Raw genomic sequence first — 24,928 nt, forward strand, 5'->3', positions numbered from 1 at the left:
TTAATGTTTTCCTTCAGCAATTAGTATCAATGCAAAAATGGAATAGTTGATGATGTCTGCAAAATTTGCATCGATGCCTTCGCTGATGAGCGTTCTACCATCATTGGCAAGAATTTGTTTGATACGCAATAGCTTCACTAATATTAAATCGACGAAGCTTTCCTGGCTCATATCTCTCCATGCTTCACCATAATCGTGATTTTTATCTTCCATTAGGCTCCTCGTAATGCCGATTTTCTCATCATATAACTTTGCCGCTTCATCAACCGGAAGTTCTTCAACGATGTATGTAGCTTTATCAATTTGTATTAAAGCAATCACCGCGTAATTTACAATCCCTTTAAACTCTCCTGCAATGTCATCGGCAATTCGTTGATGTTTCAGTTCCTGTATCGTTCTTATTCGCAGCGCTTTGATAAAGATCTGGTCAACGATGGAGATCATTCTTAAAACCCGCCAGGAGGTTCCGTAATCGTGGGCTTTTTTAATAAAGATCTCCCGGCAATTATTTACCGACTGGTCATATTGATTAATAGTCAAGTTTTGAGTTTTGAGTTAGATGTTTTGGGTTCGAAGTATGATTATGGCGTTAAACCTGAAACGATAAACTTTCTTCTACCTTCGCCAAAAATAAAGGAAACGACCGAATGTTTACGCTCAATTGTAAAGGCAGAATGTTGGTAATTGATCAGCCAATTGTGATGGGCATTATAAACGTTACACCTGACTCTTTTTATAGCGGCAGCAGGAAGACTGTAGTAGATGAGGTATTACGACAGGCAGAAAAAATGATTGGTGAAGGAGCGGCTATTTTAGATATTGGCGGACAAAGCACACGCCCGGGAAGTGAAGACATTGGCATGGAAGGAGAATTAGCCCGCGTTATTCCGGCAATAGAAGCAATAAAAATGCGCCTCCCCGAAAGCACTATATCAATTGATACTTATTATTCCAGGGTTGCATTAGAAGCAGTGTCTGCAGGTGCTTGCATGGTAAATGATATCAGCAGTGGTACTTTGGACAATCAAATGATACCAACGGTAGCAGCATTAAATGTTCCCTACATAGCAATGCATATGAAAGGAACACCTAAAACAATGAACGACTTTGCGCATTATGAAGATGTAACACTGGAAGTGCTTGACTTTTTTATTAAAAAAGTAGAAGAATGCCGGGAGGCCGGAATAAAGGATGTAATTGTGGATGTTGGTTTTGGATTTGCAAAAACAATAGCGCACAATTTTACTTTATTGAAAAACTTGTCAATTTTTAAAATACTGGAAAAGCCTCTACTAGTTGGTCTTTCACGAAAGGCAACTATTTATAAAACATTAGGAACTTCACCCGAAGAAGCTTTAAACGGAACAACTGTATTAAATACGATTGCATTACAACATGGTGCAAGTATATTAAGGGTTCATGATGTAAAGGAAGCGGTGGAGGCAGTTAAGTTGACCAGGGAATTACAGGTTGGGTAGTAAATAGTAGTTGAGGCAATGAGAGGCTAAATAAAAGTGTTACAAGCTGAAGTGTGCGACGCAACAATGATTCTCAAAGTATCTATAGCTGGTAACAAAAAAGTACAGCATTTGATTACAATTGAAATTGGAGAATTAGCAAAGCTGCTTCACATAGGCATCCTTCTCCTTAAGGAGAAGGAACCAGGATGAGGTAACGAAAAAAGCCCCTGAAAAGGAGCTTTTTTAATTTTCACATATTGATAAAACTATTTTGGAGCTTGCTGCTGACGTGGGTCTTGTTGCTGACCTCCTTGCTGCTGCTGCATCTGCTGCTGTAATTGCTGAATTTGCTCAGGAGTAAGATTATTCATTCCACCCGGTTGACCTGTTGGAGCTGTCTGCTTAGGTGCATCTTTTACATCTCTTACCTCGATATCAAAAATCAGGTTGGCATACGGGGGAATTGCACCCTGGCTTCCTTGCGGGCCATAAGCTAACATAGCAGGCACAAATATTTTTCCTTTACCACCTTTACCGAATAAAGGCAACGCTTCTTCCCATCCTGGAATTACCTGACCCTGTCCAACAGGAACATCAATGGGGTCGGTGTGTCCTTTTGATGGATCCATATTGGTATCGAAAACCTTTTTCGTGTCGTTAAGAAAATACCCTTTGTACATAATAGAAGCTACTTTGCCCGGCTGTGCTTTTTGAGCATCTCCGGCATTTTCTATTTGCACAAAAGCACCGTTCTTAGTTTGCTCAGCTTTAATGCCTTGTTTAGAAAGGTAATCTTTGATATCTTTTACTTCACGGTCTTTCTCACCAGCCATTTCCTTTTCATAGTCAGCTTTAATATCATTCTCGTTCGCAAATGTTTTCAGAATGCTCATTTTGCATTTAATCTGATCGCCCCTTTTAAACATTTCATTGTAGTCAGGAATGGCTCCTTTTGATTTTAAGCTATCTACACTGATTGTGAAAATAACACTGTCGCCTTGTCTAACCTTTGGCAACAACTCCATAAAAGAGTAATCGGTTTTTGCACTGGTATCAACGGCTGTAAAAAGAGGAACTTTTCCATAAGTGCTATTTAGAATAGTATCCTTTGGACTTAAAAGATACTCGATGTTCAACTTTGCAAACATTCCAGCTTTTAAAGGTGTACCACCACCTTTACCTTTAAAAATCTTATAAGTTAGACCAGACTTGGTCTTCTCATAATTTGTGTTGCACGATGCCATTGCTACGGCAAGCGCTGCAAGCGCTAACATTTGTTTCATTTATAATTATTGTAATTGTTCCTGATATTGTTTTAAAACCTTTTTAAATTTCCAGACAGTAGCATCAAGCGATTCGTCGGTTCGACCACCTGCAGCGTTAAAATGTCCTCCACCCTCAAAATGCGTACGGGCAAAGGTATTCACATCAAAATCACCTTTACTTCTAAAGCTCCATTTGCGCTCTTCGTCGCGGTCTATAACCAGTGCTCCCAGCTTTATGCCCTGAATGGTTAACAACTGGTTTACCAATCCCTCAGTATCGCCGGTTTTAATACGAAAACGCAAAAGGTCATTTTTTGAAACGGACATAATCGCAGTGTTGTATTCATACAGCACTTCCATGCGGTTTAGTAAAGCATAACCAATAAAGCGCACCCTGTTTTCAAGAAAACTGTCGTGTATATTTTCGTGTACAATGGTATGATTAAAGCCGGTATCTTTTAAACGAGCAACCATTCTATGAACATCCCCGGTCGTAGACGGAAACCTGAAAGAACCTGTGTCAGTCATGACACCAGTATATAAACACTGTGCAATTTGTGTATTTATCTTATCGCCAAAACCACTCCCAACAATAAAGTCAAACACCATTTCACAAGTACTGCTTTTAGCCGTATTGCTTACACCGTAAGTAAAATAATCTTCCTGGGGTTGTTGATGATGATCAATTAAAACTTTGGTGCAGTTGAGTTCTGCCAAAAGAGGTTCCAAATTTTTGGTTCTATGCAACACATTGAAGTCGAGGCAAAAAAGCAACTCAGCTTCCTTGATCAAGGCTATGGCCACTTCTTTTGAAGCCTCAAAGTCAACAACATTTGCTACACCCGGCATCCATTTTAAAAAACTTGCCCAATTGGTAGGAGAAACAACCGTTACTGAATGACCAAGACTAGTTAAGAAATGATATAAGCCTAATGAAGAACCCATAGCATCGCCGTCAGGTTTCTGGTGAGTAGTTATAATCACCTTTTTAGGGTCGGTTAGTTGAGGGTAAAAGGCGTGTATAGATTGCATAGAAAGGCGGCAAAATTGTATTATTTGCTTAACAACGTCAAAATAATTTTACACTCTTAACAAAAACCACTATAAATATTAGGCTTTTCAACCTATTCACCCCACTTTTGCGCAGCAAATAGAAATAGGTTATGACAAACAGAACTTTTACAATGATTAAGCCTGATGCCACCTCAAAAGGACATACAGGTGCCATTTTGGACCAGATAATTAAAGCCGGATTTACCGTTAAGGCATTGAAGTGGACCAAACTTTCAACCGAAAAAGCAGGTGAATTTTATGCAGTACATAAAGAAAGACCTTTCTACGGAGAGTTAGTAGATTTTATGAGCAGTGGTCCTATAGCAGCAGCAATTCTTGAAAAAGACAATGCTGTGGCAGACTTTCGCAAATTAATTGGAGCAACTAATCCTGCGCAAGCCGAAGAAGGAACTATCCGCAAAAACTTTGCAGCATCAGTAGGTGAGAATGCAGTTCACGGAAGTGACAGTGATGAGAATGCAGAAATTGAAGGAAACTTCTTTTTCAACTTTTTCGAAAGATTTTAATCCCTCAAAAATATCTTTAAAAACAGCCTGATTTCGTCGGGCTGTTTTTATTTTACGAATTTCCTATAGTTCAAAGTCCTCATTATCTTCCATATCGAATTGGTCGAATTGCTCCTCAAGCGTTGCATCAAAAACTTCAAAACTAAAATCTAAGCCGGCTTTTGCAATTCCATAAACGAAAGCATAATTCAGGTCGAACAGATCATTTTGGGTTAGCCAGTCCTCAGTAGTAGCACGCAAGATCCAATCGTAAAAAACAGTGTTATCTGTAGCGTCTTGTCTTGTGGCATTCAGTTCGTTTAGCGGCACCGAGAACTTGTTAATTCCGCCGCCCTTCCATTCTATATTGCTGTCTGTAACCTTCCAGTTTCCAAAGTCCATAGCTTTTTTTTCAAATGTAAGTATGTGCAACGAAACAGGTTGTATTTTTTTGATACGGGCACTGGTATTTTATAGCGGCATTCTTGCGACGCTCCGTTGAACCTTTGGTTTTTCAATTGTACCGTCAGCTTCAAAAGCTACAATTGTCACCTTAATAAAATGCATACTCAGTTAAACCACCAGTCCGAGCTTTACTATGAGATTAAACAGCGATGTTAGAAACGGAAACTTTATTGAAATAAGTAAGATTATTGTCTCGAGGCACGCATGCGGGTTTGAATTACAAAAGCCGAAGCCAATGTAATAGATCCTACTATAATGATTGCAATTTGTAAACTAAACACATCGGCTAAAACGCCGGTTAAAATAGCACCGATGGGATACCCTAAATCCCGCCAAAGGCGAAAGATGCCTATGCTTTGTGCTCTTTGTTTAGGATGAGAGTTTTCAGCGATTGCGGCAGGAAAAATGGGATATACCATTGCTTTTCCAATGCCTAAAATGACAGATAGTACAATAAAAAATTCGAAGGCAGAAGCTGTTGATAACGCCAATAAAGTAAATGCCTGTAAAAACATACCCGAAAAAAGTAATTTCTTCTTAGGCAAATAATCTCCTAATCGCCCCGAAAACAACTGCCCAATTCCCCAGCACGCGGGGTAAATGGCCGTTATTAAACCTACCTGTGCTACAGAAAATCCTTTGGCGTGTAGTAATAACGGATACAGTCCCCACAGCATTCCATCATTTAGATTATTGGCTAAACCAGCCTGGGTAACAGCACTGAGGTTTTTATTATATAGAGTAGTTCCCCAAAAAACGTTTTTCAATTCGCCTTCACTTCCTGCAGTAACTGCGGCTGCCGTCATGTGAGTTCTTGTGTCCTTTATGAAAAATATGCTCATCACCAGTCCAATTATTGAAAAAACAACTCCGACAAAAAACGGGTATGGGCGTAAGCCATAGGTAGAAGCCAGGTAAGCAACAAGGAAGGTTACCATTCCAACTGCGAAGTAACCTGCAAATTCGTTTAAACCCATTGCCAATCCTCTGTCTTTGTCTTCAGCCAAGTCTAATTTCATTACAATGGTGCTTGACCATGCCAGGCCCTGGTTTAATCCAAGTAAAATATTTGCAGCAATAATCCAACTCCAACTGGGTGCGTACATTAGCATCCACGGAATAGGCAAGGCAAATAACCAACCTATAACAAGAAGCTTTTTACGTCCGAACTTATTGGCAAAATAGCCTGTGTAGTAGTTTGTAATTGCTTTCGTGGTTCCAAAGGCAACAATGAAAGAAAACATGGCAGTTTTGGAAGCAATATGAAATATTTTTTCAGCAAGTTGAGGAATAAGAGATCTTTCCATACCAACCATCCCCCCTATAAAGGCGGTAATGGTAACAAGTAAAATAAACTGCTGCAGGTTTTGACGAATTCCAACCTTTACGTGCTCCATCCGTTGAAGTAGTTATTGATACTTTTTTCAAAAAGCGAAAAAAGCAGGCCTGAATGTGATGGTTATAGGCTGAAGGCAAGGCTATGTTATAAAAGATCGGGCTACAACTGGTAGCTACATTTAAAGCTAATATTTCCCGATTAGGCTATTCCTCCAATTTGAACAGACTGTCTACAAATTCATGCTTATCAAAAATTAATAAGTCTTCCATTTTTTCGCCAACACCAATAAATTTAACCGGAATCTTAAACTGGTTTGCGATAGCCAGTACAACTCCGCCTTTTGCGGTACCATCAAGCTTTGTTATGGCGAGGGCAGTTACATCGGTAGCAGCAGTAAATTGTTTGGCTTGCTCAACCGCGTTTTGCCCGGTTGATCCATCTAATACCAATAGCACCTCATGTGGAGCATCCGGAATAACCTTTTGTATTACACGTTTAATTTTTCCCAATTCTTCCATCAGGTAAATCTTATTGTGCAATCGTCCGGCAGTATCTATGATAATTACATCACTTCCTCTTGCTAAGCCGCTTTGCACTGTATCAAAGGCAACTGCACCGGGGTCGCTTCCCATTGGCTGCTTTACAATCGGCACTCCTGTTCTCTCGCTCCAAATAGTAAGCTGATCAACGGCGGCGGCTCTAAAGGTATCGGCGGCACCCAACAACACATTTCTCCCAGCCTTTGAAAAGTTGTAAGCAAGTTTACCAATAGTGGTCGTCTTACCTACACCATTAACGCCCACAACTAAAATAACATAAGGCTTTTTACCGGCAGGAGTAGAAAAATCTTTGTAACTGTTTTCGGGCGAAACAACAAGCATCTCGCGGATTTCGTCCTGTAGGATGGAATTTAATTCGCTCGTATTTACGTATTTGTCTCTCGCAACACGGTCTTCTATCCGCTTTATTATTTCTATCGTCGTATCAAGCCCCACGTCTGCTCCAATAAGTGCTTCCTCCAACTGGTCAAGTACTTCTTCATCCACGGTACTTTTACCGGCGATGGCTTTGGTTATCTTGGTGAAGAAATTTTCTTTGGTTTTTTGTAAACCCTGGTCAAGACTCTCCTTTTCTTTCTTACCGAATAATTTTCCAAAAAAGTTCATGCTATAGTTGGTTTATGGTTAGCGGCAGGTCTCGCTGAATATAATTACTGTAAGTTGAAGTGTGCGACGCAACGATATTTATAACAGGTACACTGCCGGTATCCAAAAAAAATAATAATAAAGATTGCAAGATAAATAAGTAAAATACAAAAAGCCATCCCTGGAAGGACAGCTTTAATTATTTTAAACCAGGTAAGGCACAATTATTTGCTGGATAAAAAATCCTTAACCTTATCCTTGTGTACGATAGCTTCTTTAAAAGTGTAAGCACCGGTTTTAGGGCTGCGCACAGCCTTAATAACCTTGCTCCAGTTTTTAGCTTCTGATGCTGCTTTTTGGTCTTTAGTCTTAATCGCTGTTTTAGCTGCTTTTGCCATGTTATAAGTTTTGTGTCCGAAGTTTTAGGTTTTGAGTTAAAAAAAACTCAAAACCCAAAACTCAAAACGCTCAGTTATTTAATTTCTTTATGTACAGTTACTTTCTTCATGATCGGGTTGAATTTCTTCAACTCCAAACGCTCGGGGCTGTTCTTTTTATTCTTCTCAGAGATGTAGCGGCTTGTGCCTGGCAATCCACTGTTTTTATGTTCAGTGCATTCCATTATTACCTGCACCCTGTTGCCTTTCTTTGCCATTATATAAAAAATTTAAGGTTGTTATATTTTTACGCCGTTCGCTTTCATTTCTTTTAACACAGAAGAAAGACCATTTTTATTAATGGTACGTATAGCTTCTGAAGAAACCTTTAAAGTGATCCAACGATCTTCTTCTACAAAATAGAAACGCTTGGTTTGTAAATTAGGTAGAAAACGACGTTTGGTCTTAATGTTTGAGTGAGAAACAGTATTTCCAACGATCGGCTTTTTACCGGTTACCTGACATACTCTCGCCATGATTTATTTTTTTTCGGAGTGCAAATGTCATTAATTTCATTAAAAGAAACAAAAGAAATTGAGTCTATTTTAAAAAAGACAGCTCGCAGACTTAAAATTAACTTTTACAATAGACAATTTTCAAATAATTAAACCGCTATGACAATTAATACTGCGGGTTCTCAAACTGCTACGTTTCTGGATCTCGAAGAAAAATATGGTGCACATAATTACCACCCTCTACCCGTTGTACTTAATAAAGGGCAGGGTGTTTTTTTATGGGACCTTGAAGGAAAACAATACTTTGATTTTCTAAGTGGCTACTCTGCTGTTAACCAGGGACATTGCCATCCAAGAATAATTGCAGCCCTGGTAAAACAAGCACAAAAACTAACACTTACAAGCCGCGCATTTCATAACAACTTATTAGGTGAATACTGCAAGTACATAACCGGATATTTCGGTTATGACAAGGTCTTGCCGATGAACACCGGCGTAGAAGGTGGTGAAACTGCAATTAAGCTTGCAAGGAAATGGGGTTATATAAACAAGGGAATCGCTGAGAACAAAGCAAAGATCATTTTTGCAGAACATAACTTTTGGGGAAGAACACTTGCAGCCATATCCTCCTCCACCGACCCGGACAGTTACACCAACTTTGGTCCCTACATGCCCGGCTTTGAACTGGTTCCTTACAACAATTTGGCGCAGCTTGAAAGAGCACTGCAAGATAAAAACGCTGCGGCTTTTATGGTAGAGCCTATACAGGGAGAAGCCGGTGTTGTAATACCCGACGATGGTTATTTGAAAGGCGTACGGAAGTTGTGTGACGAGCACAATGTGCTGTTTATTGCGGATGAAATTCAGACAGGATTATGCCGCACAGGAAAAATGCTTGCGTGCGATCATGAAAATGTAAGGCCTGATATCTTAATACTTGGCAAAGCCTTGAGTGGTGGTGTATTGCCCGTCTCTGCAGTGCTGGCCGATGATGAGATTATGCTAAACTTAAAACCGGGAGAGCATGGATCAACCTATGGTGGAAACCCATTAGCATGTGCAGTTGCAATGGAAGCTTTGCAGGTATTAAAAGATGAAAAAATGGCCGAAAATGCTGAAGAGATGGGACAGCTTTTAAGAAGTGAATTAGAAAATCTGCAGTCGCCCGTTCTACAAATTGTGCGTGGGAAAGGACTTTTGAATGCGATAGTAGTTAATCATACTGACCCTAATGCAGCCTGGTGTTTGTGTTTGGAATTAATGAAACACGGTTTATTGGCGAAACCAACTCATGGCGACAAGATTCGGTTTGCTCCACCATTAATTATAACAAAGGAGCAAATATTGGATTGTGTACAAATTATAAAACAGTCATTAAAAATACTTGAATAAAAAGCTCCAATTCGTTCACCTTTTTAAAATTGCGTACTAACCCACTTACATGCACGATCATCATTCGCACGAAGAACATTCTAAAAGTTCCGGATTTTTAAGAGATATTGTTATTGGTATGAGTGATGGATTAACTGTGCCGTTTGCATTGGCTGCAGGACTAAGCGGTGCCATTAGCAATACAGGCCTTATTGTAATTGCCGGTTTAGCAGAAGTTGCAGCAGGTTCAATTGCGATGGGCCTAGGAGGCTACCTTGCCGGGCAAACCGAAGTTGACCATTATAACGCTGAACTAAAACGCGAATACGATGAAGTAGAGCGATTACCTGAAAAAGAAAGAGAAGAAGTAAGAGACTTTTTTGAAGGTCTTGGCCTTAGCACAGAGGTACAGGAAAAAGCAGTGCAGGAACTTACGAAAGACAAAGATGTGTGGGTAGGATTTATGATGAAGCATGAATTAGGTCTTGAGCGACCCGACGAAAAAAGAGCCGGAAAAAGTGCGTTTAATATTGGGTTCTCATATATTGTCGGCGGCCTTGTTCCTCTACTACCCTATTTTTTTACTGATAACACTTTCCAGGGATTAAAAGTTTCGGCTGTTATCACCCTTATCTGCTTGTTTATTTTTGGCTATTATAAATCTAAAATGACAGGAGTGTCTCCATTACAGGGAGGCATAAAAGTAATGTTTATCGGTGCTGTGGCTGCAAGTGCCGCATTTGGTATTGCAAGATTAATTGAAGCCCATTAGTTGCTTTCGAATCTCATTTCATCGTACTATTTGACCTAAGTCAACAATGACTTCACTTATAACACCTCACATAAATAACTATTTTAATTTCACCTTAGGAATGGTTGTCATAACCATAATTACAAGAGAAAGTAAAAGAATAGCGTAGATCCCGATTCGCTTCTGCGGACATTCTCCGAATTCACAATGAGTAATTATTAAGAAATTCCTAATGCCCCAGGCAAAGTTAAAAGCTCCTATAAAAAGGTTGGTCCGCTTTGCCCACAAAGCAGGTATTAGAAAAAATATTATAGCAAGGACGCAGAAAGCTATATGTAGAATTCCCGGCTTGCCGTAACGGGTAGGATCAGTTTGCAAACCCGTTATAGTAGTTTTAATAGAATCTATATACACCCATGGCAAAAAACAACAACCAATCAATATGAGCGCTGCTATAACGCCTACGTAATTTGAATACTTCATGATAATATAAAAAAGTAAAGATTTGAAATAATGAAATGGAAAGAGCTTAGTAAAAGCAAATAAGATTAGCTGAAACTTTTGTTGCAAAAGTATATCTATTACCCTCTAAACATTTTTTACAACATTTACTTTTTAACCAAATCATACAAGTCTAGCCATCCCTTTTACAATTGACCGCTTAGACATGATGATGCTTACAACACCAATATGTCTTAATCGGCTAATGGTTTAACCTTGGGAAGTACCAGAGTTTCTTATTGAAGGCCAACTTTGATCCATCTCAATAACTATACAATGACTGTAAAACAACCGGTTGCCGGGGCAGGATACGAAAAGAGCTCTGAAGTTTCCATTCTTCTATTTAGTTTTATAACAGCTTTTGCTGCAGGAATAATCATTATCAGCACTTTGTTTTTTACGGTAAAAAAAATAGAAAGTAAACTGAGTGCCGCTAAAGACATTCCCTATTCAAAAAAATAAATCTTCACCCGCTCCTTAAATCAACGCCTCTGTAAAGCACTACTCCCGGCCGAATTGCTATACGATTACGCGCATGCACGTAATCGTATGCCTAGAACTATTCTACCACATGCACGTTTTAGCCGAATAAATGTTACTTGCCTTTTTATTAATAAATTACCGGCCTAATCTTCTGCATGCAAACTAAAACAAAGCTGAACATTTTCGACTTCACCATGATTGTGGTAAGCCTCGTAATTGGGATGGGTATTTTTCGAACACCCGCTAATGTTGCAGCCGCAGTTCCTACCCCGTTTGCTTTCTTTGTGGTTTGGCTTGCTGGTGGGTTGGTTGCTTTATGTGGCGCGCTAACTTATGCCGAAATTGGTTCCAGATTTCCTGTTACCGGCGCTTATTACAAAATATTCTCTTACTGTTATCATCCTTCCATAGCGTTTGCCATCAACTGTATCATACTTGTTTCAAATGCAGCTTCACTTGCCGGCGTTGCCCTAATTGGTGCGGAGTATATAACAAAAGTGATAGCACCAAATGCAACTGATGCTCAGTTTATACAAATTGGTATCGCCATATTTTCAATTGCAGTTTTTTATGGTGTTAACCTGTTAGGCCTAAAAATGAGCGCTAAAGCTCAGAACGTACTCACCATTATAAAAATTTCAATGATCCTGTTGCTAATGGCACCTTTGTTTTTTGTAACGCCATCAGTCAGCCTAATTCCTGAAACGCTGCAGCATGTTAGCCCTGCTTTCACCGAATATATAAAAGCATTTGGAATAGGACTAGTAGCTGTTTCTTTCACTTATGGCGGCTACCAGCAAACGATTAATTTTGGTGCTGATGTTGAAAATCCGCGCAGAAATATTCCCCGTGGAATCTTTATCGGCATTTTTGTTATTATTACTCTTTACCTCGCTATCAATTATGCTTACATAAGGGTAATAGGATTCGACAATTTAAAAGGCGCAAAAAATATAGCGGCTATTATGGCCTCGCATGTATTTGGAGACGCAGCCGGAAGAATACTCTCCGTCCTCTTATTTCTGTCTGTACTGGCTTACGTGAACGTACTGCTTATGAGCAACCCAAGAGTAATGTATGCGATGAGTGAAGACAACGTGTTACCTAAAATTTTTGGCGTAAAAAACGAACGTACAAATGTATTAACTACCTCCCTTTCTGTTTTTGCAGCTATCTGTATTTTAATTGTTTTCTGGGCAAAAGAATTTGACGAGATTCTTAGCTTTACCATTTTTCTTGATTGCATCGGAATGGCCACTTCTGCAGCAACTATTTTTATCCTAAGAAAGCGCACAGCGCATTTAGATGAAACAAAAATTTATACAGTTGGCCTCTACCCTCTTCTTCCATTGATATTTATAGCTGCTTATATTTTTGTAGCCATCAGTATCTTTATCGACCGGCCTGCTACTGCGCTTACTGCTTTAGCGGTCTTGGCTGGTTTTACCATTTTATACTTTATTACAAAAGGCACTCAGAATCAGCCAAAGCAAGTGTAGATCTGGGTGTTACTTTTTGGTACGTGCATTTGTTCATGCATCATCATTTGTTGCGTCGCACTTCGTTCATCGGCAAATCTTTGTACAACTATTCTTAAAGCGTATTCTGCACAGTAGTACCAATGCGTCTACAGTTAAAAGCTATTTATTTATCTTTCTAAAAATTTCACTTTGGATACATCTTTTCTTATAAATGAGTTTGCAGAAGAAAGAGCCCTTTATTTTAATGCGGTTGCTCCCCCAATTATGCAAACCAGCAATTTCGTTTTTAAGACGGTTGAAGAAATGCGCAGCGCTTTTAAAGACGAGTATTCAACTTACCTCTACAGCCGAGGCCTAAACCCTACAGTGGATATGCTTCGAAAAAAGCTGGCAGCTTTAGACGGTGCTGAAGATTGTCTTGTTTTTAATAGTGGTGCCGCCGCCATTTTTGCTGCTGTTTTAGCAAATGTAAAATGCGGTGATCATGTTGTTTCAGTTAACCAACCTTACGCCTGGGCACAAAAAACTTTTGATGTCGTTCTCGCCCGTTTTAATATTACTACCACCTATGTTGATGGAACTGATATTGCCAATTTTGAAAAGGCTATAACAACAAACACTACCATTATTTACCTGGAGTCTCCCAATAGTTGGGAGTATGCCTTGCAAGATCTGGGGGCTGTTGCACAACTTGCCAAAAAGCATAACATTGTTACCATTTGCGATAATAGTTATTGCACTGCCATTTATCAAAAGCCAATCAGTTTGGGAATTGATCTTGTTGTACAATCAGCCACAAAATATATTGGCGGACACAGTGATACAGTTGCAGGAGTTTTAAGTGGCAGCAGCGAAATGATCGCAAGCATTTTTAATAGCGAATACCTAAATATCGGAAGTGGCATTCAGCCTTTCAATGCATGGCTACTGTTGCGCGGACTACGTACTTTACCTGCAAGACTAGACAGGATTTCAGCAACAACCTCTACAGTAATTAAATTCCTGAAATCGAACCCCAGCGTTGAAAAGGTGATTTATCCTTTTGATGAAACCTTTGGTCAGTATGAGCTGGCAAAAAAACAAATGAAAGGCGCCGGAGGGCTTCTGACCTTTGTGATAAAAGCTGGAAGTGCACAGCAAATTGATAACTTTTGCAACTCCTTGCAACACATTTTAATGGCGGTCAGCTGGGGAGGTTATGAGTCTTTGATCATACCAAAAGTAGCAGGGATGGATCCAGGAGCATTTAATGGCAATGTTGCAGAGCACCGAATGGTCAGGTTGTACGTAGGGCTTGAGGAAGCTAACTACATAATCGAGGATCTTAGACAAGCTTTCGCTAAAATGGAAGGAAAAAACTTTAGTTAAACGACTTTCCTTTAATTAATAAAAAACCAGCTATGGAAATAAATAAAACCTTTTTTGCTCCCCGGCTTTACATTAGAAGTGGTGTTACAAACATCGGCTTTTATGCAACCGGTCTTCAGGCAATCGAGTTGAGAAGGTGGTCAAATAACGACGGTACTTTACATGTTGCAGAGCTATCAATAAACGGAGCCATTTTTCACCTTCGCGAAGAGTCGTCTCTTAAACCTGGCAGGTTCAGTCCTGAAAAACATAGCGGAACTACTGCAGCTATCGGACTTTTTGTGCCAGATGTAGATGCTTGTATAAACAGAGCGATAGCGGCCGGTGCAACAGAAATTTCACCTGCAAAAGACTATGATTACGGATATTGACAGGCGGAGATAAAAGACCCCCTTGGTCATCATTGGTTAATTGAAAACAAAATCTGGTTCGAATAACTACAACATCTGTAATAAGAATGTAAATTACAAAGCGATTAAAACGATATACTTACAAAGATTTTAAAATGAAAATTACTGTTATGCTAAAAAGAAGTTGCTTGTTTTTGTTTTTGTTTCTATCCACAATGCTCACGTTTGCCCAGTCTAAAGAAGAGCAGGCAGTTGGGCAACAAGTAGAGAAATTGAAAAAGGCTATGATTGATGCCGATCAATCAACGTTGCAAAGCTTAACATCAGACAAATTAACGTACGGTCATAGTACCGGCACTATTGAGGATAAGAAATTGTTTGTTGAAAATATACTTAACAACAAATCAGACTTTGTTACCATCAATCTATCAAATCAAACAATTAGTATTAGTGACAATGTTGCCCTTGTTCGCCACAAGTTAGATGCGGTTACTAATAACGAGGGCAAGCCAGGTGAAGCGCATTTATTCGTTCTGTTGGTTTGGCAAAAAACTTCCGGTCAATGGAAACTAATTGCAAGGCAGGCAGTAAAACAACCTGTAGAAACTCCTGCTAAATCGTAAGAAGGATACAAAACATAAATTAAAGAGGCAGTCTTACAATGAGGCCGCCTCTTTGATTTATGTTACCATCTATTTCGTTGCCTGGCATATTTATCTTTATGCCGGTTTCAAAAAGAGCTTGATTTACTAACTTCATTTTTAGTATGATTTATCTATTTTAAAATATTGCAACATTGCAATTGAACGGATAGATACCCCGCACCAGAAAGTTGCTTTCTTACAAAAAGTACAAGTGAGTGACACAACAATGTTTAATTGAAAAGCAGAAGTTTGCATAAAAAAAACAGATACTAAGCTGGTCGTAGAGAGTAGCTTCAATACAACCACGAAAGAAACTTTAAAAATTAAGTATGAAAAAGGAAATGTTGAGTGAAGAATTAGGGTCAATAATATCACCTTCGAGAAGAGATGTAATTAAAACCCTTGCTGCTGCCAGTGCCGGGTTGCTATTTTCTCCCAATACTTTATTGGCCGCTACAAGGCAGAAGAAAGATAAACTAGGTGTAGCTCTTGTGGGTCTTGGCTATTACAGTACCGACCTGTTAGCACCTGCACTTCAGCAGACAAAGAATTGCTACCTGGCAGGGGTGGTTACGGGCTCACCAGCCAAAGCGGAAGCCTGGAAAAAGAAATATAACCTGGCCGATAAGAACATTTACAATTACCAGAATTTTGACCAGATTGCTAATAACCCTGATATAGATGTAGTGTATGTAGTGCTGCCACCATCGATGCACAAAGAGTACGTTATACGGGCAGCTAATGCTGGCAAACACGTTTGGTGCGAAAAGCCTATGGCCATTTCTGCTGCAGAGTGCAAGGCAATGATAGATGCATGTAAAAAGAATAAACGTACGCTTGCCATTGGTTATCGGCTTCACCACGAACCAACTACCCAGGAATACAGGAAATTGATAAAGCAAAATAAGCTGGGTAAAGTGCTAAAGGCAAGCTGCGCTGCGGGTTATGTTGAAAACCGTACCGATCATTGGAAACAAAATAAAGCATTAGGCGGTGGCGTACTTTACGACATGGGCGTATACGCCATTCAGGGCGCGCGGTTGGGAACGGGTTTAGAACCGGTAGGTGTAATGAATGCAAAAACTACCACCAACCGTCCGCACATTTATAAAAATGGTCTTGATGAAACAACAACCGCTACCCTTGCATTTCCGGGAAATATTATGGTGGATATTAAAACGAGCTTTGGCGAAAACATAAATTACCTCAACATCAACTGTGAAAAAGGCGAGATAAAAGTTGCACCATACCAGGCATATGCCGGAGTAACTGCCGACAGTCCGTTAGGCGAAATAAAACATGCTTACAACGTACCGTGGCAGCAAGCCAAACAGATGGACGATGACGCCACTTCAATTATGCAGCAAAAGCCAATGCTGGTACCTGGCGAGGAGGGTATGCGTGACATTAGAATTGTAGAAGCCATTTATAAATCAGCAGCAACAGGAAGACCTGTTGGAATATGATGATACCGTTTTTATTGTTACTGTACCTGATGAATCAGATCGGCTGATAAAATTTTGGTAACCGGCGGATGAATTAAAAATTAAGCTTTGTTGCGTCGCACGCTTGTACATTTTTCACTTTTTTCAACTTTAAATTAAACCCATATGAACAAATCGAAACTAGTTTTCTCTAACCTGCTAATCTTAATACTTTTTACTTTCTGCGCGTACAGCCAACCCAATCAGTTGGTAAAGGTGCTGGTTGCCCCCGACCATACGAACTGGGTTTATAAAGCAGGAGAAGAGGTAAAATTTACCATATCAGTTATACGCTCCGGCAATCTAGTCCCTAATGCAAAAATAAAATATGAGATAGGGGCCGAAAAGATGGAAGCATCTAAAAGAGATTCATTAAATCTTGCTGATGGAAAAATTACCGTAAGCGGTGGCACTATGAAAGCCCCTGGTTTTTTGCGCTGTATCGTTACTGCCTATGTAGATGATAAAGAATACCGAAACCTTGCAACTGCCGGCTTTGAGCCTGAAGCCATAAAACCGACTGAAAAAAATCCTGCAGATTTTGTTCAGTTCTGGGAGAAGGCAAAATCGGACCTGGCAAAAATTCCGATGGATGCAAGAATGACTTTATTACCAGAACGTTGTACTGAAAATGTGAATGTCTATCATGTAAATCTTCAAAATTATAGGGTTGGTACAAGGCTATACGGAATATTATGTGTACCTAAAAAAGAGGGCAAATATCCTGCATTGCTAAGAGTTCCTGGAGCTGGCGTAAGACCATACGGAGGAGATATTAGTACTGCCGAAAGAGGTATCATCACATTTGAAATTGGCATTCACGGAATTCCTGTCAATATGGACCAATCTGTCTATGCCAGTATAAGCGCTGGTATCCTCAATGATTATCCAAGCCTTAATCTCGATGATCGTGACAAGTATTTTTATAAGAGAGTGTATGTAGGCTGTTTGAGAGCAAATGATTTTTTAAGCAGTCTTCCACAATACGACGGTAAAAATTTAGGTGTTGCAGGCGGCAGCCAGGGAGGCGCTTTATCGATAGTAACTGCTGCATTGGATAAGCGGGTTAAATACCTGGTTTCGTTTTATCCAGCTATCAGTGATCTTACTGGTTATTTAGAGGGACGTGCAGGCGGCTGGCCTCATTTGTTCGCGAAAAATAATGTGGCTTATAATAACACCAAAGAGAAATTAAATACCGTACAGTATTATGACGTGGTGAATTTCGCCAGGCTGTTAAAAGTGCCGGGCATGTATTCCTGGGGGTTTAACGATGAAACCTGTCCGCCTACTTCAATTTATTCAGCTTATAATGTTATCACTGCTCCCAAACAGTTGTTTCTTGCACTAGAAACAGGCCACTGGACTTTCCCCGAACAAAATGAAAAAACCAATAACTGGATTGTTGAACAATTGAAAAAATAATGCGGATTAGACCAGACTTCTATCAAGCGCGAATATTTAATACGGCGGAAGAATTTAAAATTTCGTGATAGATCTTATTAATAGTTACATTCAAATTGCTTAAACAAAATAAAATATGAAAATTAATCCTGTTGTTACCAGGGCACTTGCTATCTGCCTTGCCTTAAGTGTTTCTTTCAATGCGTTGCTTGCCCAAAACATAGGCTTGCAGTTGTATAGTTTGCGGAACGAATTTAAAAAAGATGTACCCGGTACCCTGGCTAAAATAAAAGAGTGGAAAGTAACGCTGATAGAAGGGGGCGGCTCTTATGGGCTTCCTATGGAAGAGTATAAAAATTTGCTGAAGAAAAACAACTTGACGATGGCTAGCGTAGGTGCCGGATTTGAGGAATTAGAAAAAGATCCGCAAAAGGTTGTTGACAATGCAAAAGCATTTGGGGCAAAGTATGTGATGTGTGCGTGGGTTCCTCACAAAGAAGGCAATTTTACGATGGAAGAAATTAATAAAGCAATAGACGTATTCAACTCTGCGGGAAAATTGCTGGCCGACAATGGCATCAAATTATGCTACCATCCACACGGTTACGAATTCAGACCATATGAAAATGGAACGATGTTCGACTACATGATAAAGAAGACAGATCCACGGTATGTCAATTACGAGATGGATGTGTTTTGGGTAAAACATCCGGGGCAAGATCCGGTAGCGCTACTTAAAAAATATCCAAAGCGTTTTTTGATGCTTCACTTAAAAGACCGGGAACACGGAACAAAAGGAAACCAGGAGGGGCGCGCACCGGATGAGACAAACGTAGTTCTGGGAAAGGGAGATGTGGGTATAGAAGCTGTAATGAAGCAGGCAAAGAAAATAGGAGTAAAATATTATTTTATTGAAGATGAATCGCCAAAGGCTGTAGAACAAATTCCTGAAAGCTTAAAGTTTCTTAGCAATATAAAATATTAGCGGTCTTGTGTTAGTTGACAACAGCATGCTATTAAACTAACTTTATATCTACAAAAAACTTCAATCATGAAAACATTACTCTTTATTGCTGTTACATCTTTCTTGTTTGCCTCTTCTATTTATAATTTTAAAGTGTCTGGCCTCGGCGGAGAAACTATTGACTTTAAAAAATATAAAGGAAAGAAAATAATGATCGTAAATACTGCTTCCAAATGTGGCAACACTCCACAGTATGCGGAGTTGGAACAGCTTTATAAGAAATATAAAAACAAGCTCGTTATCATTGGTTTCCCTGCAAATAACTTTAAAGAACAAGAACCAGGAACAAACGCAGAGATCCAGGAATTTTGTAAGAGAAACTATGGAGTTACTTTCCCTATGGCTGAAAAGGTTTCTGTGAAGGGAGATGATATTGCGCCTTTATTTCAATATCTGGTAAATGAAGCTAAAAAGAAGGGTATTGAAGACCCGATTAAATGGAACTTCACAAAATTTCTTCTCGATGAAAAAGGAGAATTAATTACCGTTATTCATAACAAAACAAAACCAATGAGCGAAGAGGTTCAAAAATACTTCAACTAAAAAAAACCTCCCATTTGTTTCCAGTTTAGTACGTTACATTAAAAGAACTAGCCGCCTTTCTTGGGCGGCTAGTTCTTTTAATGTAACGTTTGTCCAGTTAATTGTTCCAACCTATTACCAACCCGCATTTTGTGCAAGAGCAGGATTAGTTGTTCTTACTGCTTGAGGTATGGGATAGTAATAATTCTTCTCTTCCCATTTTCTCTGAATATTGCTGAGCCATGTTATTTCTCCAAAAGTATCATTCTTCAATCGTTGAGCGTTTGCAGCACCACTAATAATAGGTGATACATTTATATACGTGACTGTCGAAGGAACAGAAGCTGGTCTTGTAGTTGACTTACCAAAAGCGACATCCATCACGCCATCTTCATTCAAATCAAGCGGTGTATCAAGCGCAGGAACATACATACCGTTCCATTCCATCTCCATCAACTCACCTCTTTTCCACCTGACAATATCGTAAAAGCGGAACCCTTCCATAGCCAGCTCTATCCCTCTTTCTCTGCGAACTTCTAACATAACCGGGTCAGATATCCCCGGAAAATATTTAGTTTGTAAATAAGGATCTACAAGGGTAGGTTTCGCTGTTAACCCAGCTGTGATACCTGCTCTTTTACGCAAGGCTCCAATTGTAGCTGCCCATTCAGCATCGGTCAACGTTCCGAGTTCGGCTTTCGCCTCAGCATAATTCAGCAATACTTCACCCAACCTGAATATTGGAACAGCATTGTTATTTAAATCCCTTGTATCATAATAAGTATCATCAAGGCTGAACTTGATCGGCATGTACCCAGTGTATGAATAAGTAAACACGGGTGGCGCTGCGACAAGAGTTGTTCCGTTTAACCTTTTATAACTACCGACCCGGATTGTTTGCTCGAGACGCCTGTCTCTTCCTTTTACTTCATCCTTAAATAGCATCGTCTCGTAACCAGGCTTGCTTGTGAACGGAGTTCCGTCAATATTCAAATAAGTATTGATAAACGTTCTTATAAAATTAAACCTTACCCCGGTAGTCGCGCTCGTGTTATACCAGTTAGCAGCATGAAGAACACTCAAAGCAGGGTCAGCAAGTGCCGCAAGCATTACCTCTTCAGGCACTGGACCTGGGTTGGTAAATACCTTACGATATGATCCGGTAGCTCCTGCACCATCGTACACTTTAAACCCAGCCTCATCCATTATTTTTTTTGAAGCACTCGCAGCCTGTGTAAGCCAAGCGGCAGAAGATGCGGTAAGATTTAGATTTGTATGATACTTTCTGAATGTGCCCTCAAATAAACAGACCCGTGACTTGAGCGCATAAGCAACCCATTTGGTAACAAGGCTGCGTGATGGGTCAGTGGCTAGTTTGATATTTTCGCAGGCAAAATCGAGATCTGCTAAAACAGAGTCCATAACCAGTACGCGGCTGTCACGGCCTTTAAACAAATCCGGATCGTTTACATCGTAAGCCCTGCTAACCCATGGAACATCACCATATCTTTTTACCTTTTCAAAATAAAAGAATGCCCTGAAAAACCTTGCCAAGCCCATGTAACTCTTTCTTACATCTTCGGGCACTTTTGGATCTACATTGTTTTCAATAAAATAATTAACGTTTCTAAGCGACCGCCATCCCCAATTCCAATCATCATTTGTCATCATTCCAAGGGCTACAAGGTCGTAGGCTGAAGCGGATGTATTGTCTGATATATTAGAGCTATATGCACCGGGCCTTATAAACCTGGGAACATCGCGACGCGCCGCATAGTCCGACATGGCGTCGGCTGTATGAATATTATTAGCAGTCGGAAGCATTCTATAAAATGAGTTGGCATAGAGTTCAAGCCCTTTCTCGCTACCAAATACCGCTTCTTTAGATGCTGTAGCCTCTGGTAATTGTTCAAGCTTTTTACACTGCACCAGAAGCGCAGTAAGAAGAAAAAGCAGCAAATATTGTTTTTTCATGATTATAATTAATTAGATCAAATTAAAAAGTTACAGATAAACCGAAAGTTCCACCTTTCATGATAGGATAGTTATAACCGTCACCTGCGTTACCGCCCGGGCTAAAAACCTGGTCAGAAGGACCAGTACTTTCGACATCTAAATCCCTGGTAAGTTTGTAAAGTGGAGACCATGCCCAAAGATTTTCGGCAGAAAAATAAACCCTTACATTACTTGCACTGATTTTTGAAATTAGTCTTTGCGGAAGATTGTAACCCACCTGTATGTTTTTAAGTCGTAAATAAGCCACGTTTTGTAAATATTTTGTTTGAGCTTCCCTTAATATACCGCCCGCTCTATTAGCAAGGCGCGACACATATCTTGGAAGGTAAGCATCAGGATTATCAGTAGTCCAATGGTTATCAAGATGCCAGCGAGGTAATTTATTGTATGGCCTGTTGTACTGTCCCCAGAAAACCCCTGCTTCAGTACCCGGAAACCAATCCTGACTGCCTACTCCCTGGAAAAAAGCGGAAAAGAAAATACCATTCCAATCAGCACTTAAATTAATACCGTAGGTGTAGCGTGGTGAACTGTTTCCAATAATGGATCTGTCGCCAGGCTTGTCAACAGTATTTGTACCGAAATCGACAACCCCATCATTATTGCTATCCAACAACTTTATGTCGCCAGGAAAAGTTTGACCTGAAGCAGTAGATAGAAATAATTTTTGGTTTGCGTGTTTGGCTATATCATCCTGTGAAGTAAAAAATCCTTCAGTTGTATAACCCCATATCTCACCGATCCGTTGTCCGACGTAATAATCGTTTAATCTCTTTTCAGGATTATTAAATTTGGTAATGACAGCAGTATTGTCTGCGAGTGTTACCCGAACATCATAGTTGAACGGTTTTGAAGCTACAGTAAATTTATCACCCCATGACAAGCTGGTTTCCCAACCTTTTGTTTTTAGGTCGGCGTAGTTTCCACGTGGTGCTATTGCTCCAAATACAGCAGGAGGAGTTACCGCTGTGGTAAACATATCAGTAGTGTTTCTTACGTATACATCACCTGAGAAACGTAAGCGATTAGAAAGCATATTAAAGTCAAGACCAAGGTTTGAAGTAGTAGAAGTTTCCCACGTCAGACCTGCAGGGAGAACAGATGGATTATTTGTAAATGACGGCCGGGCTCCATTTAAAATAATACCTAATTGACTCACGGCAAGCTGTTCCTGGTAAACGTAAGAACCTATATTTCCATTTCCTAGGGAACCATAAGACGCCCTGATCTTTAAGTCAGAAATAACTTTGCTTGAGACGTTCCAGAAAGCTTCTTTTGAAATGCGCCAACCTGCGGAAACGGAAGGAAAGAACCCATACCGCTGATTAGTAGGAAACTTGGAAGAACCGTCATAGCGGCCATTTACTTCAACCAAGTACCTGTCTTTATAGGAATAATTTAGACGGGAGAAGCCCCCAAGAATAGCCCACTGCTCATAACCACCCTGGGTTAAAAAAGATGAACCTAAAGCAAGGTTCAAGTCATTAGCATTTTCATAAATCAAACCATTCCGCTGGGCAGAAATTGCATTAAAAGTTGATTGTTCATAATTATAACCTACAAGAGCTTTAAAATAATGAGCATCTTTAAATGTATTCTCGAATTCAGCGTAAATATTTGTTGCCAGGTAATTTGTTCTTTGCCTTACTTCCCTTAGATCGTTGGTGGTAGTTCCCAGGTAAGCTATTACGCCAGGCTTTAGACTGTATGGAAGGGGAACCTGCTTGCGTTTCTCAACATTATTAGTAGTTTGGAAAGTCACATCACTTTTTAGCCTTAATTTATTTTTAAAGAACTCCGCTGTCATTCCCGCCCTGTTTCTGAATATACCTCTTTCCTGGTTTATCCCGCTCTTGCCATAATAAAAGTCGCCAACCGAATACGCAGAAGATGCCGTCAAGGTGCCATCAGGATTTATTAAAGGAGCCAATGGATGTCCTTCGTCTGCAATATTTCTCCATATACCGCCACCTTCTCCCACGTTCAATGGGTTGTAATAGGTCATGTTTGAAAAATCGGTGTTGTTATCAAACCTTAACCAGGGATACAACTGAATAGATCCTTTTGCCCGAAAATTCATCATCTTGTAATCGTCAGAATTGTACCGGAACAAACCATCCTGACCGAAGTAGCGACCGGTAAGCATAAAGGTGGTCTTATCGCTGCTACCGGAAATAGTAATGTTATGCTCGGACGATTTAGTGCGTTCTTTATATAATTCCCTATACCAGTCGGTACTTGCATAATACACATACTCTCCTGTTACCGGGTCAATCTCCACATCGGGTAAGCCTTTGCCTTGCCTTCTTTCCAATTCTGTTAAGTACTGCTGCGAGAATCTAAGAGTCTTATTTACTGCTTGTGGAAATGAACCGTCCCATGCTACAGATGATTCGGCAAACATTTTAGCAAACGTGTACGCATCATTTACAAAATCAGGCACAGCGGTGGGACTTTTTACTGATAAATTTGTAGTATAGGTAATGCTTGTTTTACCTCTTTGTGGATTTTTTGTTGTGATCAATACCACTCCAAAAGCTCCCCTTGCTCCATAAATTGCGGCAGATGCAGCATCTTTAAGAATAGAAACAGTTGCGATGTCATTAGGGTTTATGATGCTGGGGTCACCTTCTACACCATCAATCAATACAAGTGCATTTCCGCCCTGGCCAATTGAAGTTGCTCCCCTTATATTAAATCTCGGAGACTGGTTCGGCTTACCATCCAGCATCCTGATATTTAGATTTGGCAGAACACCTTGAAGACCTTGGCTCAAGTTAGTGATTGAACGGTTCTCCAACACCTCTGAGGTTACCTGGTCAACGGCACCCGTTAGATTTGCCTTCTTTTGAGTACCATAACCAACCACAACGACTTGTTGTAATTCCTGGCTTGTTGACGCCATTTGTACATTAATTGTACTGCGTCCTCTAATAGTCTCTGTTCTGCTTTCCATACCGGTAAAAGTAAAAACGAGGGACGTTGCGTTGCCGGGGTTTGCAACAGTAAAATCTCCATTTTCATTTGTTGTCGTTACAGGTTTCTGCCCGGAGGTAGTATTTACCGTAACGCTAACGCCGGAGAGTGGCGCGGCGGTACTTGCATCAGTCACTCTTCCTTTAATGCTGTTATTCTGGGCAATCATTTGAAAAGGAAGAAAGACTAGTAGCATTAGCCAATAGTAAATTTTTTTCATACTTTTTTTTTAGCAAGTCTTAAATAAATAAAATTGATCTGGGTTGGTAAAATGAGAAAGTCGGGATGTCTTGTACACTGGAATTAAAAAGGGTAAAGAAAACAATAGGTTTTCATGGCAATCATTTTAATAAAGGAGAATTATGGCAATAGAAATTAAAGAAGCTGAAATATTTCAAACCTCAGTATGTAAACAACAATTTATAGTA

At 39.9% G+C, this 24,928-nt stretch carries 25 protein-coding genes; 13 read left to right on the forward strand and 12 right to left on the reverse strand.

The features are described 5' to 3' along the window. Entirely contained in the window at positions 1 to 540 is a 540-nt protein-coding gene (locus tag JWR87_RS12245) for a DUF1599 domain-containing protein (protein WP_297820395.1), read from the reverse strand. Positions 541 to 647: 107 nt separating this feature from the next. Between JWR87_RS12245 and folP the strand changes: the two genes are divergently transcribed. After that, positions 648 to 1,478: a dihydropteroate synthase gene (gene folP, locus JWR87_RS12250; protein WP_297820398.1), complete on the forward strand. Its 831-nt coding sequence runs from the start codon at positions 648 to 650 to the stop codon at positions 1,476 to 1,478. A 248-nt stretch (positions 1,479 to 1,726) separates the two neighbouring features. Here folP and JWR87_RS12255 read toward each other — a convergent pair whose 3' ends face one another. Beyond that, positions 1,727 to 2,743: an FKBP-type peptidyl-prolyl cis-trans isomerase gene (locus JWR87_RS12255; RefSeq protein ID WP_297820400.1), complete on the reverse strand. Its 1,017-nt coding sequence runs from the start codon at positions 2,741 to 2,743 to the stop codon at positions 1,727 to 1,729. Positions 2,744 to 2,749: 6 nt separating this feature from the next. After that, complete coding sequence (locus tag JWR87_RS12260) at positions 2,750 to 3,757, reverse strand: bifunctional oligoribonuclease/PAP phosphatase NrnA (RefSeq protein ID WP_297820402.1); 1,008 nt, start codon at positions 3,755 to 3,757, stop codon at positions 2,750 to 2,752. A gap of 131 nt (positions 3,758 to 3,888) precedes the next feature. Here JWR87_RS12260 and JWR87_RS12265 point away from each other — a divergent pair, with 131 nt between their 5' ends. After that, the gene (locus tag JWR87_RS12265; protein ID WP_297820404.1) at positions 3,889 to 4,305 is read left to right on the forward strand and encodes a nucleoside-diphosphate kinase; all 417 of its coding nucleotides are present in this window, start codon (positions 3,889 to 3,891) and stop codon (positions 4,303 to 4,305) included. Positions 4,306 to 4,368: 63 nt separating this feature from the next. Here the strand turns inward: JWR87_RS12265 and JWR87_RS12270 are convergent, their stop codons facing one another. From JWR87_RS12270 to rpmB, 6 genes are all read right to left on the reverse strand, one after another. Next, complete coding sequence (locus JWR87_RS12270; protein ID WP_297820407.1) at positions 4,369 to 4,686, reverse strand: hypothetical protein; 318 nt, start codon at positions 4,684 to 4,686, stop codon at positions 4,369 to 4,371. 248 nt (positions 4,687 to 4,934) lie between these two features. Further along, entirely contained in the window at positions 4,935 to 6,146 is a 1,212-nt protein-coding gene (locus tag JWR87_RS12275; protein ID WP_297820409.1) for an MFS transporter, read from the reverse strand. A 145-nt stretch (positions 6,147 to 6,291) separates the two neighbouring features. Further along, positions 6,292 to 7,254 (reverse strand): signal recognition particle-docking protein FtsY, encoded by a 963-nt coding sequence (gene ftsY / locus JWR87_RS12280; protein WP_297820412.1) that lies wholly within the window; start codon positions 7,252 to 7,254, stop codon positions 6,292 to 6,294. A 203-nt stretch (positions 7,255 to 7,457) separates the two neighbouring features. Then, positions 7,458 to 7,631, reverse strand: a complete 174-nt coding sequence (locus tag JWR87_RS12285) for a DUF4295 family protein (protein ID WP_297820415.1) — start codon at positions 7,629 to 7,631, stop codon at positions 7,458 to 7,460. Positions 7,632 to 7,705: 74 nt separating this feature from the next. Then, the gene (gene rpmG / locus JWR87_RS12290; RefSeq protein WP_297820418.1) at positions 7,706 to 7,888 is read right to left on the reverse strand and encodes a 50S ribosomal protein L33; all 183 of its coding nucleotides are present in this window, start codon (positions 7,886 to 7,888) and stop codon (positions 7,706 to 7,708) included. Between the two features lie 21 nt (positions 7,889 to 7,909). Then, on the reverse strand, positions 7,910 to 8,146 hold the full coding sequence (rpmB, locus tag JWR87_RS12295) for a 50S ribosomal protein L28 (RefSeq protein WP_297820421.1): 237 nt from the start codon (positions 8,144 to 8,146) through the stop codon (positions 7,910 to 7,912). Between the two features lie 138 nt (positions 8,147 to 8,284). Between rpmB and rocD the strand changes: the two genes are divergently transcribed. Together rocD and JWR87_RS12305 are read left to right on the forward strand one after the other, a co-directional pair. After that, positions 8,285 to 9,517, forward strand: a complete 1,233-nt coding sequence (gene rocD, locus JWR87_RS12300; protein WP_297820424.1) for an ornithine--oxo-acid transaminase — start codon at positions 8,285 to 8,287, stop codon at positions 9,515 to 9,517. A gap of 49 nt (positions 9,518 to 9,566) precedes the next feature. Further along, complete coding sequence (locus tag JWR87_RS12305) at positions 9,567 to 10,268, forward strand: VIT1/CCC1 transporter family protein (RefSeq protein ID WP_297820427.1); 702 nt, start codon at positions 9,567 to 9,569, stop codon at positions 10,266 to 10,268. 78 nt (positions 10,269 to 10,346) lie between these two features. Here the strand turns inward: JWR87_RS12305 and JWR87_RS12310 are convergent, their stop codons facing one another. Continuing rightward, a complete protein-coding gene (locus JWR87_RS12310) occupies positions 10,347 to 10,730 on the reverse strand; it encodes a hypothetical protein (RefSeq protein WP_297820430.1) in 384 nt (127 codons plus the stop codon). A 294-nt stretch (positions 10,731 to 11,024) separates the two neighbouring features. On the opposite strand from JWR87_RS12310, the gene JWR87_RS12315 reads away from it, so the two are divergent. The 9 genes from JWR87_RS12315 to JWR87_RS12355 all read left to right on the forward strand — a co-directional run bounded on the left by JWR87_RS12315 (position 11,025) and on the right by JWR87_RS12355 (position 19,529). Then, a complete protein-coding gene (locus JWR87_RS12315) occupies positions 11,025 to 11,210 on the forward strand; it encodes a hypothetical protein (protein WP_297820433.1) in 186 nt (61 codons plus the stop codon). A gap of 176 nt (positions 11,211 to 11,386) precedes the next feature. Next, positions 11,387 to 12,730: an APC family permease gene (locus JWR87_RS12320; protein WP_297820436.1), complete on the forward strand. Its 1,344-nt coding sequence runs from the start codon at positions 11,387 to 11,389 to the stop codon at positions 12,728 to 12,730. Positions 12,731 to 12,901: 171 nt separating this feature from the next. Beyond that, on the forward strand, positions 12,902 to 14,080 hold the full coding sequence (locus tag JWR87_RS12325) for an aminotransferase class I/II-fold pyridoxal phosphate-dependent enzyme (protein ID WP_297820439.1): 1,179 nt from the start codon (positions 12,902 to 12,904) through the stop codon (positions 14,078 to 14,080). A gap of 32 nt (positions 14,081 to 14,112) precedes the next feature. Beyond that, positions 14,113 to 14,451 carry a VOC family protein gene (locus tag JWR87_RS12330; protein ID WP_297820442.1) on the forward strand — a complete coding sequence of 113 codons (339 nt, stop codon included), beginning with the start codon at positions 14,113 to 14,115 and terminating at the stop codon, positions 14,449 to 14,451. A 134-nt stretch (positions 14,452 to 14,585) separates the two neighbouring features. Beyond that, complete coding sequence (locus JWR87_RS12335; RefSeq protein WP_297820445.1) at positions 14,586 to 15,053, forward strand: nuclear transport factor 2 family protein; 468 nt, start codon at positions 14,586 to 14,588, stop codon at positions 15,051 to 15,053. Positions 15,054 to 15,403: 350 nt separating this feature from the next. Beyond that, on the forward strand, positions 15,404 to 16,540 hold the full coding sequence (locus JWR87_RS12340) for a Gfo/Idh/MocA family oxidoreductase (protein WP_297820448.1): 1,137 nt from the start codon (positions 15,404 to 15,406) through the stop codon (positions 16,538 to 16,540). 144 nt (positions 16,541 to 16,684) lie between these two features. Further along, positions 16,685 to 17,983 (forward strand): acetylxylan esterase, encoded by a 1,299-nt coding sequence (locus JWR87_RS12345; protein WP_297820452.1) that lies wholly within the window; start codon positions 16,685 to 16,687, stop codon positions 17,981 to 17,983. Between the two features lie 115 nt (positions 17,984 to 18,098). Further along, entirely contained in the window at positions 18,099 to 18,947 is an 849-nt protein-coding gene (locus JWR87_RS12350; RefSeq protein WP_297820455.1) for a sugar phosphate isomerase/epimerase, read from the forward strand. A gap of 66 nt (positions 18,948 to 19,013) precedes the next feature. Further along, on the forward strand, positions 19,014 to 19,529 hold the full coding sequence (locus JWR87_RS12355; RefSeq protein ID WP_297820458.1) for a glutathione peroxidase: 516 nt from the start codon (positions 19,014 to 19,016) through the stop codon (positions 19,527 to 19,529). A gap of 114 nt (positions 19,530 to 19,643) precedes the next feature. On the opposite strand, the gene JWR87_RS12360 is transcribed toward JWR87_RS12355, so the two are convergent. After that, positions 19,644 to 21,482 (reverse strand): RagB/SusD family nutrient uptake outer membrane protein, encoded by a 1,839-nt coding sequence (locus JWR87_RS12360; RefSeq protein WP_297820461.1) that lies wholly within the window; start codon positions 21,480 to 21,482, stop codon positions 19,644 to 19,646. Positions 21,483 to 21,504: 22 nt separating this feature from the next. Beyond that, on the reverse strand, positions 21,505 to 24,720 hold the full coding sequence (locus JWR87_RS12365) for a TonB-dependent receptor (RefSeq protein WP_297820464.1): 3,216 nt from the start codon (positions 24,718 to 24,720) through the stop codon (positions 21,505 to 21,507). Positions 24,721 to 24,928 lie beyond the last annotated feature (208 nt).

Source organism: Segetibacter sp., from assembly GCF_025963695.1.
Taxonomy (GTDB): Bacteria; Bacteroidota; Bacteroidia; order Chitinophagales; family Chitinophagaceae; genus Segetibacter.

What these genes read in the sequence shown, in the direction of transcription:
- folP (WP_297820398.1), top strand. Translation starts at nt 648, where the DNA reads ATGTTTACGCTCAATTGTAAAGGCAGAATGTTGGTAATTGATCAGCCA.
- JWR87_RS12255 (WP_297820400.1), bottom strand. Translation starts at nt 2,743, where the DNA reads ATGAAACAAATGTTAGCGCTTGCAGCGCTTGCCGTAGCAATGGCATCG.
- JWR87_RS12260 (WP_297820402.1), bottom strand. Translation starts at nt 3,757, where the DNA reads ATGCAATCTATACACGCCTTTTACCCTCAACTAACCGACCCTAAAAAG.
- JWR87_RS12265 (WP_297820404.1), top strand. Translation starts at nt 3,889, where the DNA reads ATGACAAACAGAACTTTTACAATGATTAAGCCTGATGCCACCTCAAAA.
- JWR87_RS12270 (WP_297820407.1), bottom strand. Translation starts at nt 4,686, where the DNA reads ATGGACTTTGGAAACTGGAAGGTTACAGACAGCAATATAGAATGGAAG.
- JWR87_RS12275 (WP_297820409.1), bottom strand. Translation starts at nt 6,146, where the DNA reads ATGGAGCACGTAAAGGTTGGAATTCGTCAAAACCTGCAGCAGTTTATT.
- ftsY (WP_297820412.1), bottom strand. Translation starts at nt 7,254, where the DNA reads ATGAACTTTTTTGGAAAATTATTCGGTAAGAAAGAAAAGGAGAGTCTT.
- JWR87_RS12285 (WP_297820415.1), bottom strand. Translation starts at nt 7,631, where the DNA reads ATGGCAAAAGCAGCTAAAACAGCGATTAAGACTAAAGACCAAAAAGCA.
- rpmG (WP_297820418.1), bottom strand. Translation starts at nt 7,888, where the DNA reads ATGGCAAAGAAAGGCAACAGGGTGCAGGTAATAATGGAATGCACTGAA.
- rpmB (WP_297820421.1), bottom strand. Translation starts at nt 8,146, where the DNA reads ATGGCGAGAGTATGTCAGGTAACCGGTAAAAAGCCGATCGTTGGAAAT.
- rocD (WP_297820424.1), top strand. Translation starts at nt 8,285, where the DNA reads ATGACAATTAATACTGCGGGTTCTCAAACTGCTACGTTTCTGGATCTC.
- JWR87_RS12305 (WP_297820427.1), top strand. Translation starts at nt 9,567, where the DNA reads ATGCACGATCATCATTCGCACGAAGAACATTCTAAAAGTTCCGGATTT.
- JWR87_RS12310 (WP_297820430.1), bottom strand. Translation starts at nt 10,730, where the DNA reads ATGAAGTATTCAAATTACGTAGGCGTTATAGCAGCGCTCATATTGATT.
- JWR87_RS12315 (WP_297820433.1), top strand. Translation starts at nt 11,025, where the DNA reads ATGACTGTAAAACAACCGGTTGCCGGGGCAGGATACGAAAAGAGCTCT.
- JWR87_RS12320 (WP_297820436.1), top strand. Translation starts at nt 11,387, where the DNA reads ATGCAAACTAAAACAAAGCTGAACATTTTCGACTTCACCATGATTGTG.
- JWR87_RS12330 (WP_297820442.1), top strand. Translation starts at nt 14,113, where the DNA reads ATGGAAATAAATAAAACCTTTTTTGCTCCCCGGCTTTACATTAGAAGT.
- JWR87_RS12335 (WP_297820445.1), top strand. Translation starts at nt 14,586, where the DNA reads ATGAAAATTACTGTTATGCTAAAAAGAAGTTGCTTGTTTTTGTTTTTG.
- JWR87_RS12340 (WP_297820448.1), top strand. Translation starts at nt 15,404, where the DNA reads ATGAAAAAGGAAATGTTGAGTGAAGAATTAGGGTCAATAATATCACCT.
- JWR87_RS12345 (WP_297820452.1), top strand. Translation starts at nt 16,685, where the DNA reads ATGAACAAATCGAAACTAGTTTTCTCTAACCTGCTAATCTTAATACTT.
- JWR87_RS12350 (WP_297820455.1), top strand. Translation starts at nt 18,099, where the DNA reads ATGAAAATTAATCCTGTTGTTACCAGGGCACTTGCTATCTGCCTTGCC.
- JWR87_RS12355 (WP_297820458.1), top strand. Translation starts at nt 19,014, where the DNA reads ATGAAAACATTACTCTTTATTGCTGTTACATCTTTCTTGTTTGCCTCT.
- JWR87_RS12360 (WP_297820461.1), bottom strand. Translation starts at nt 21,482, where the DNA reads ATGAAAAAACAATATTTGCTGCTTTTTCTTCTTACTGCGCTTCTGGTG.
- JWR87_RS12365 (WP_297820464.1), bottom strand. Translation starts at nt 24,720, where the DNA reads ATGAAAAAAATTTACTATTGGCTAATGCTACTAGTCTTTCTTCCTTTT.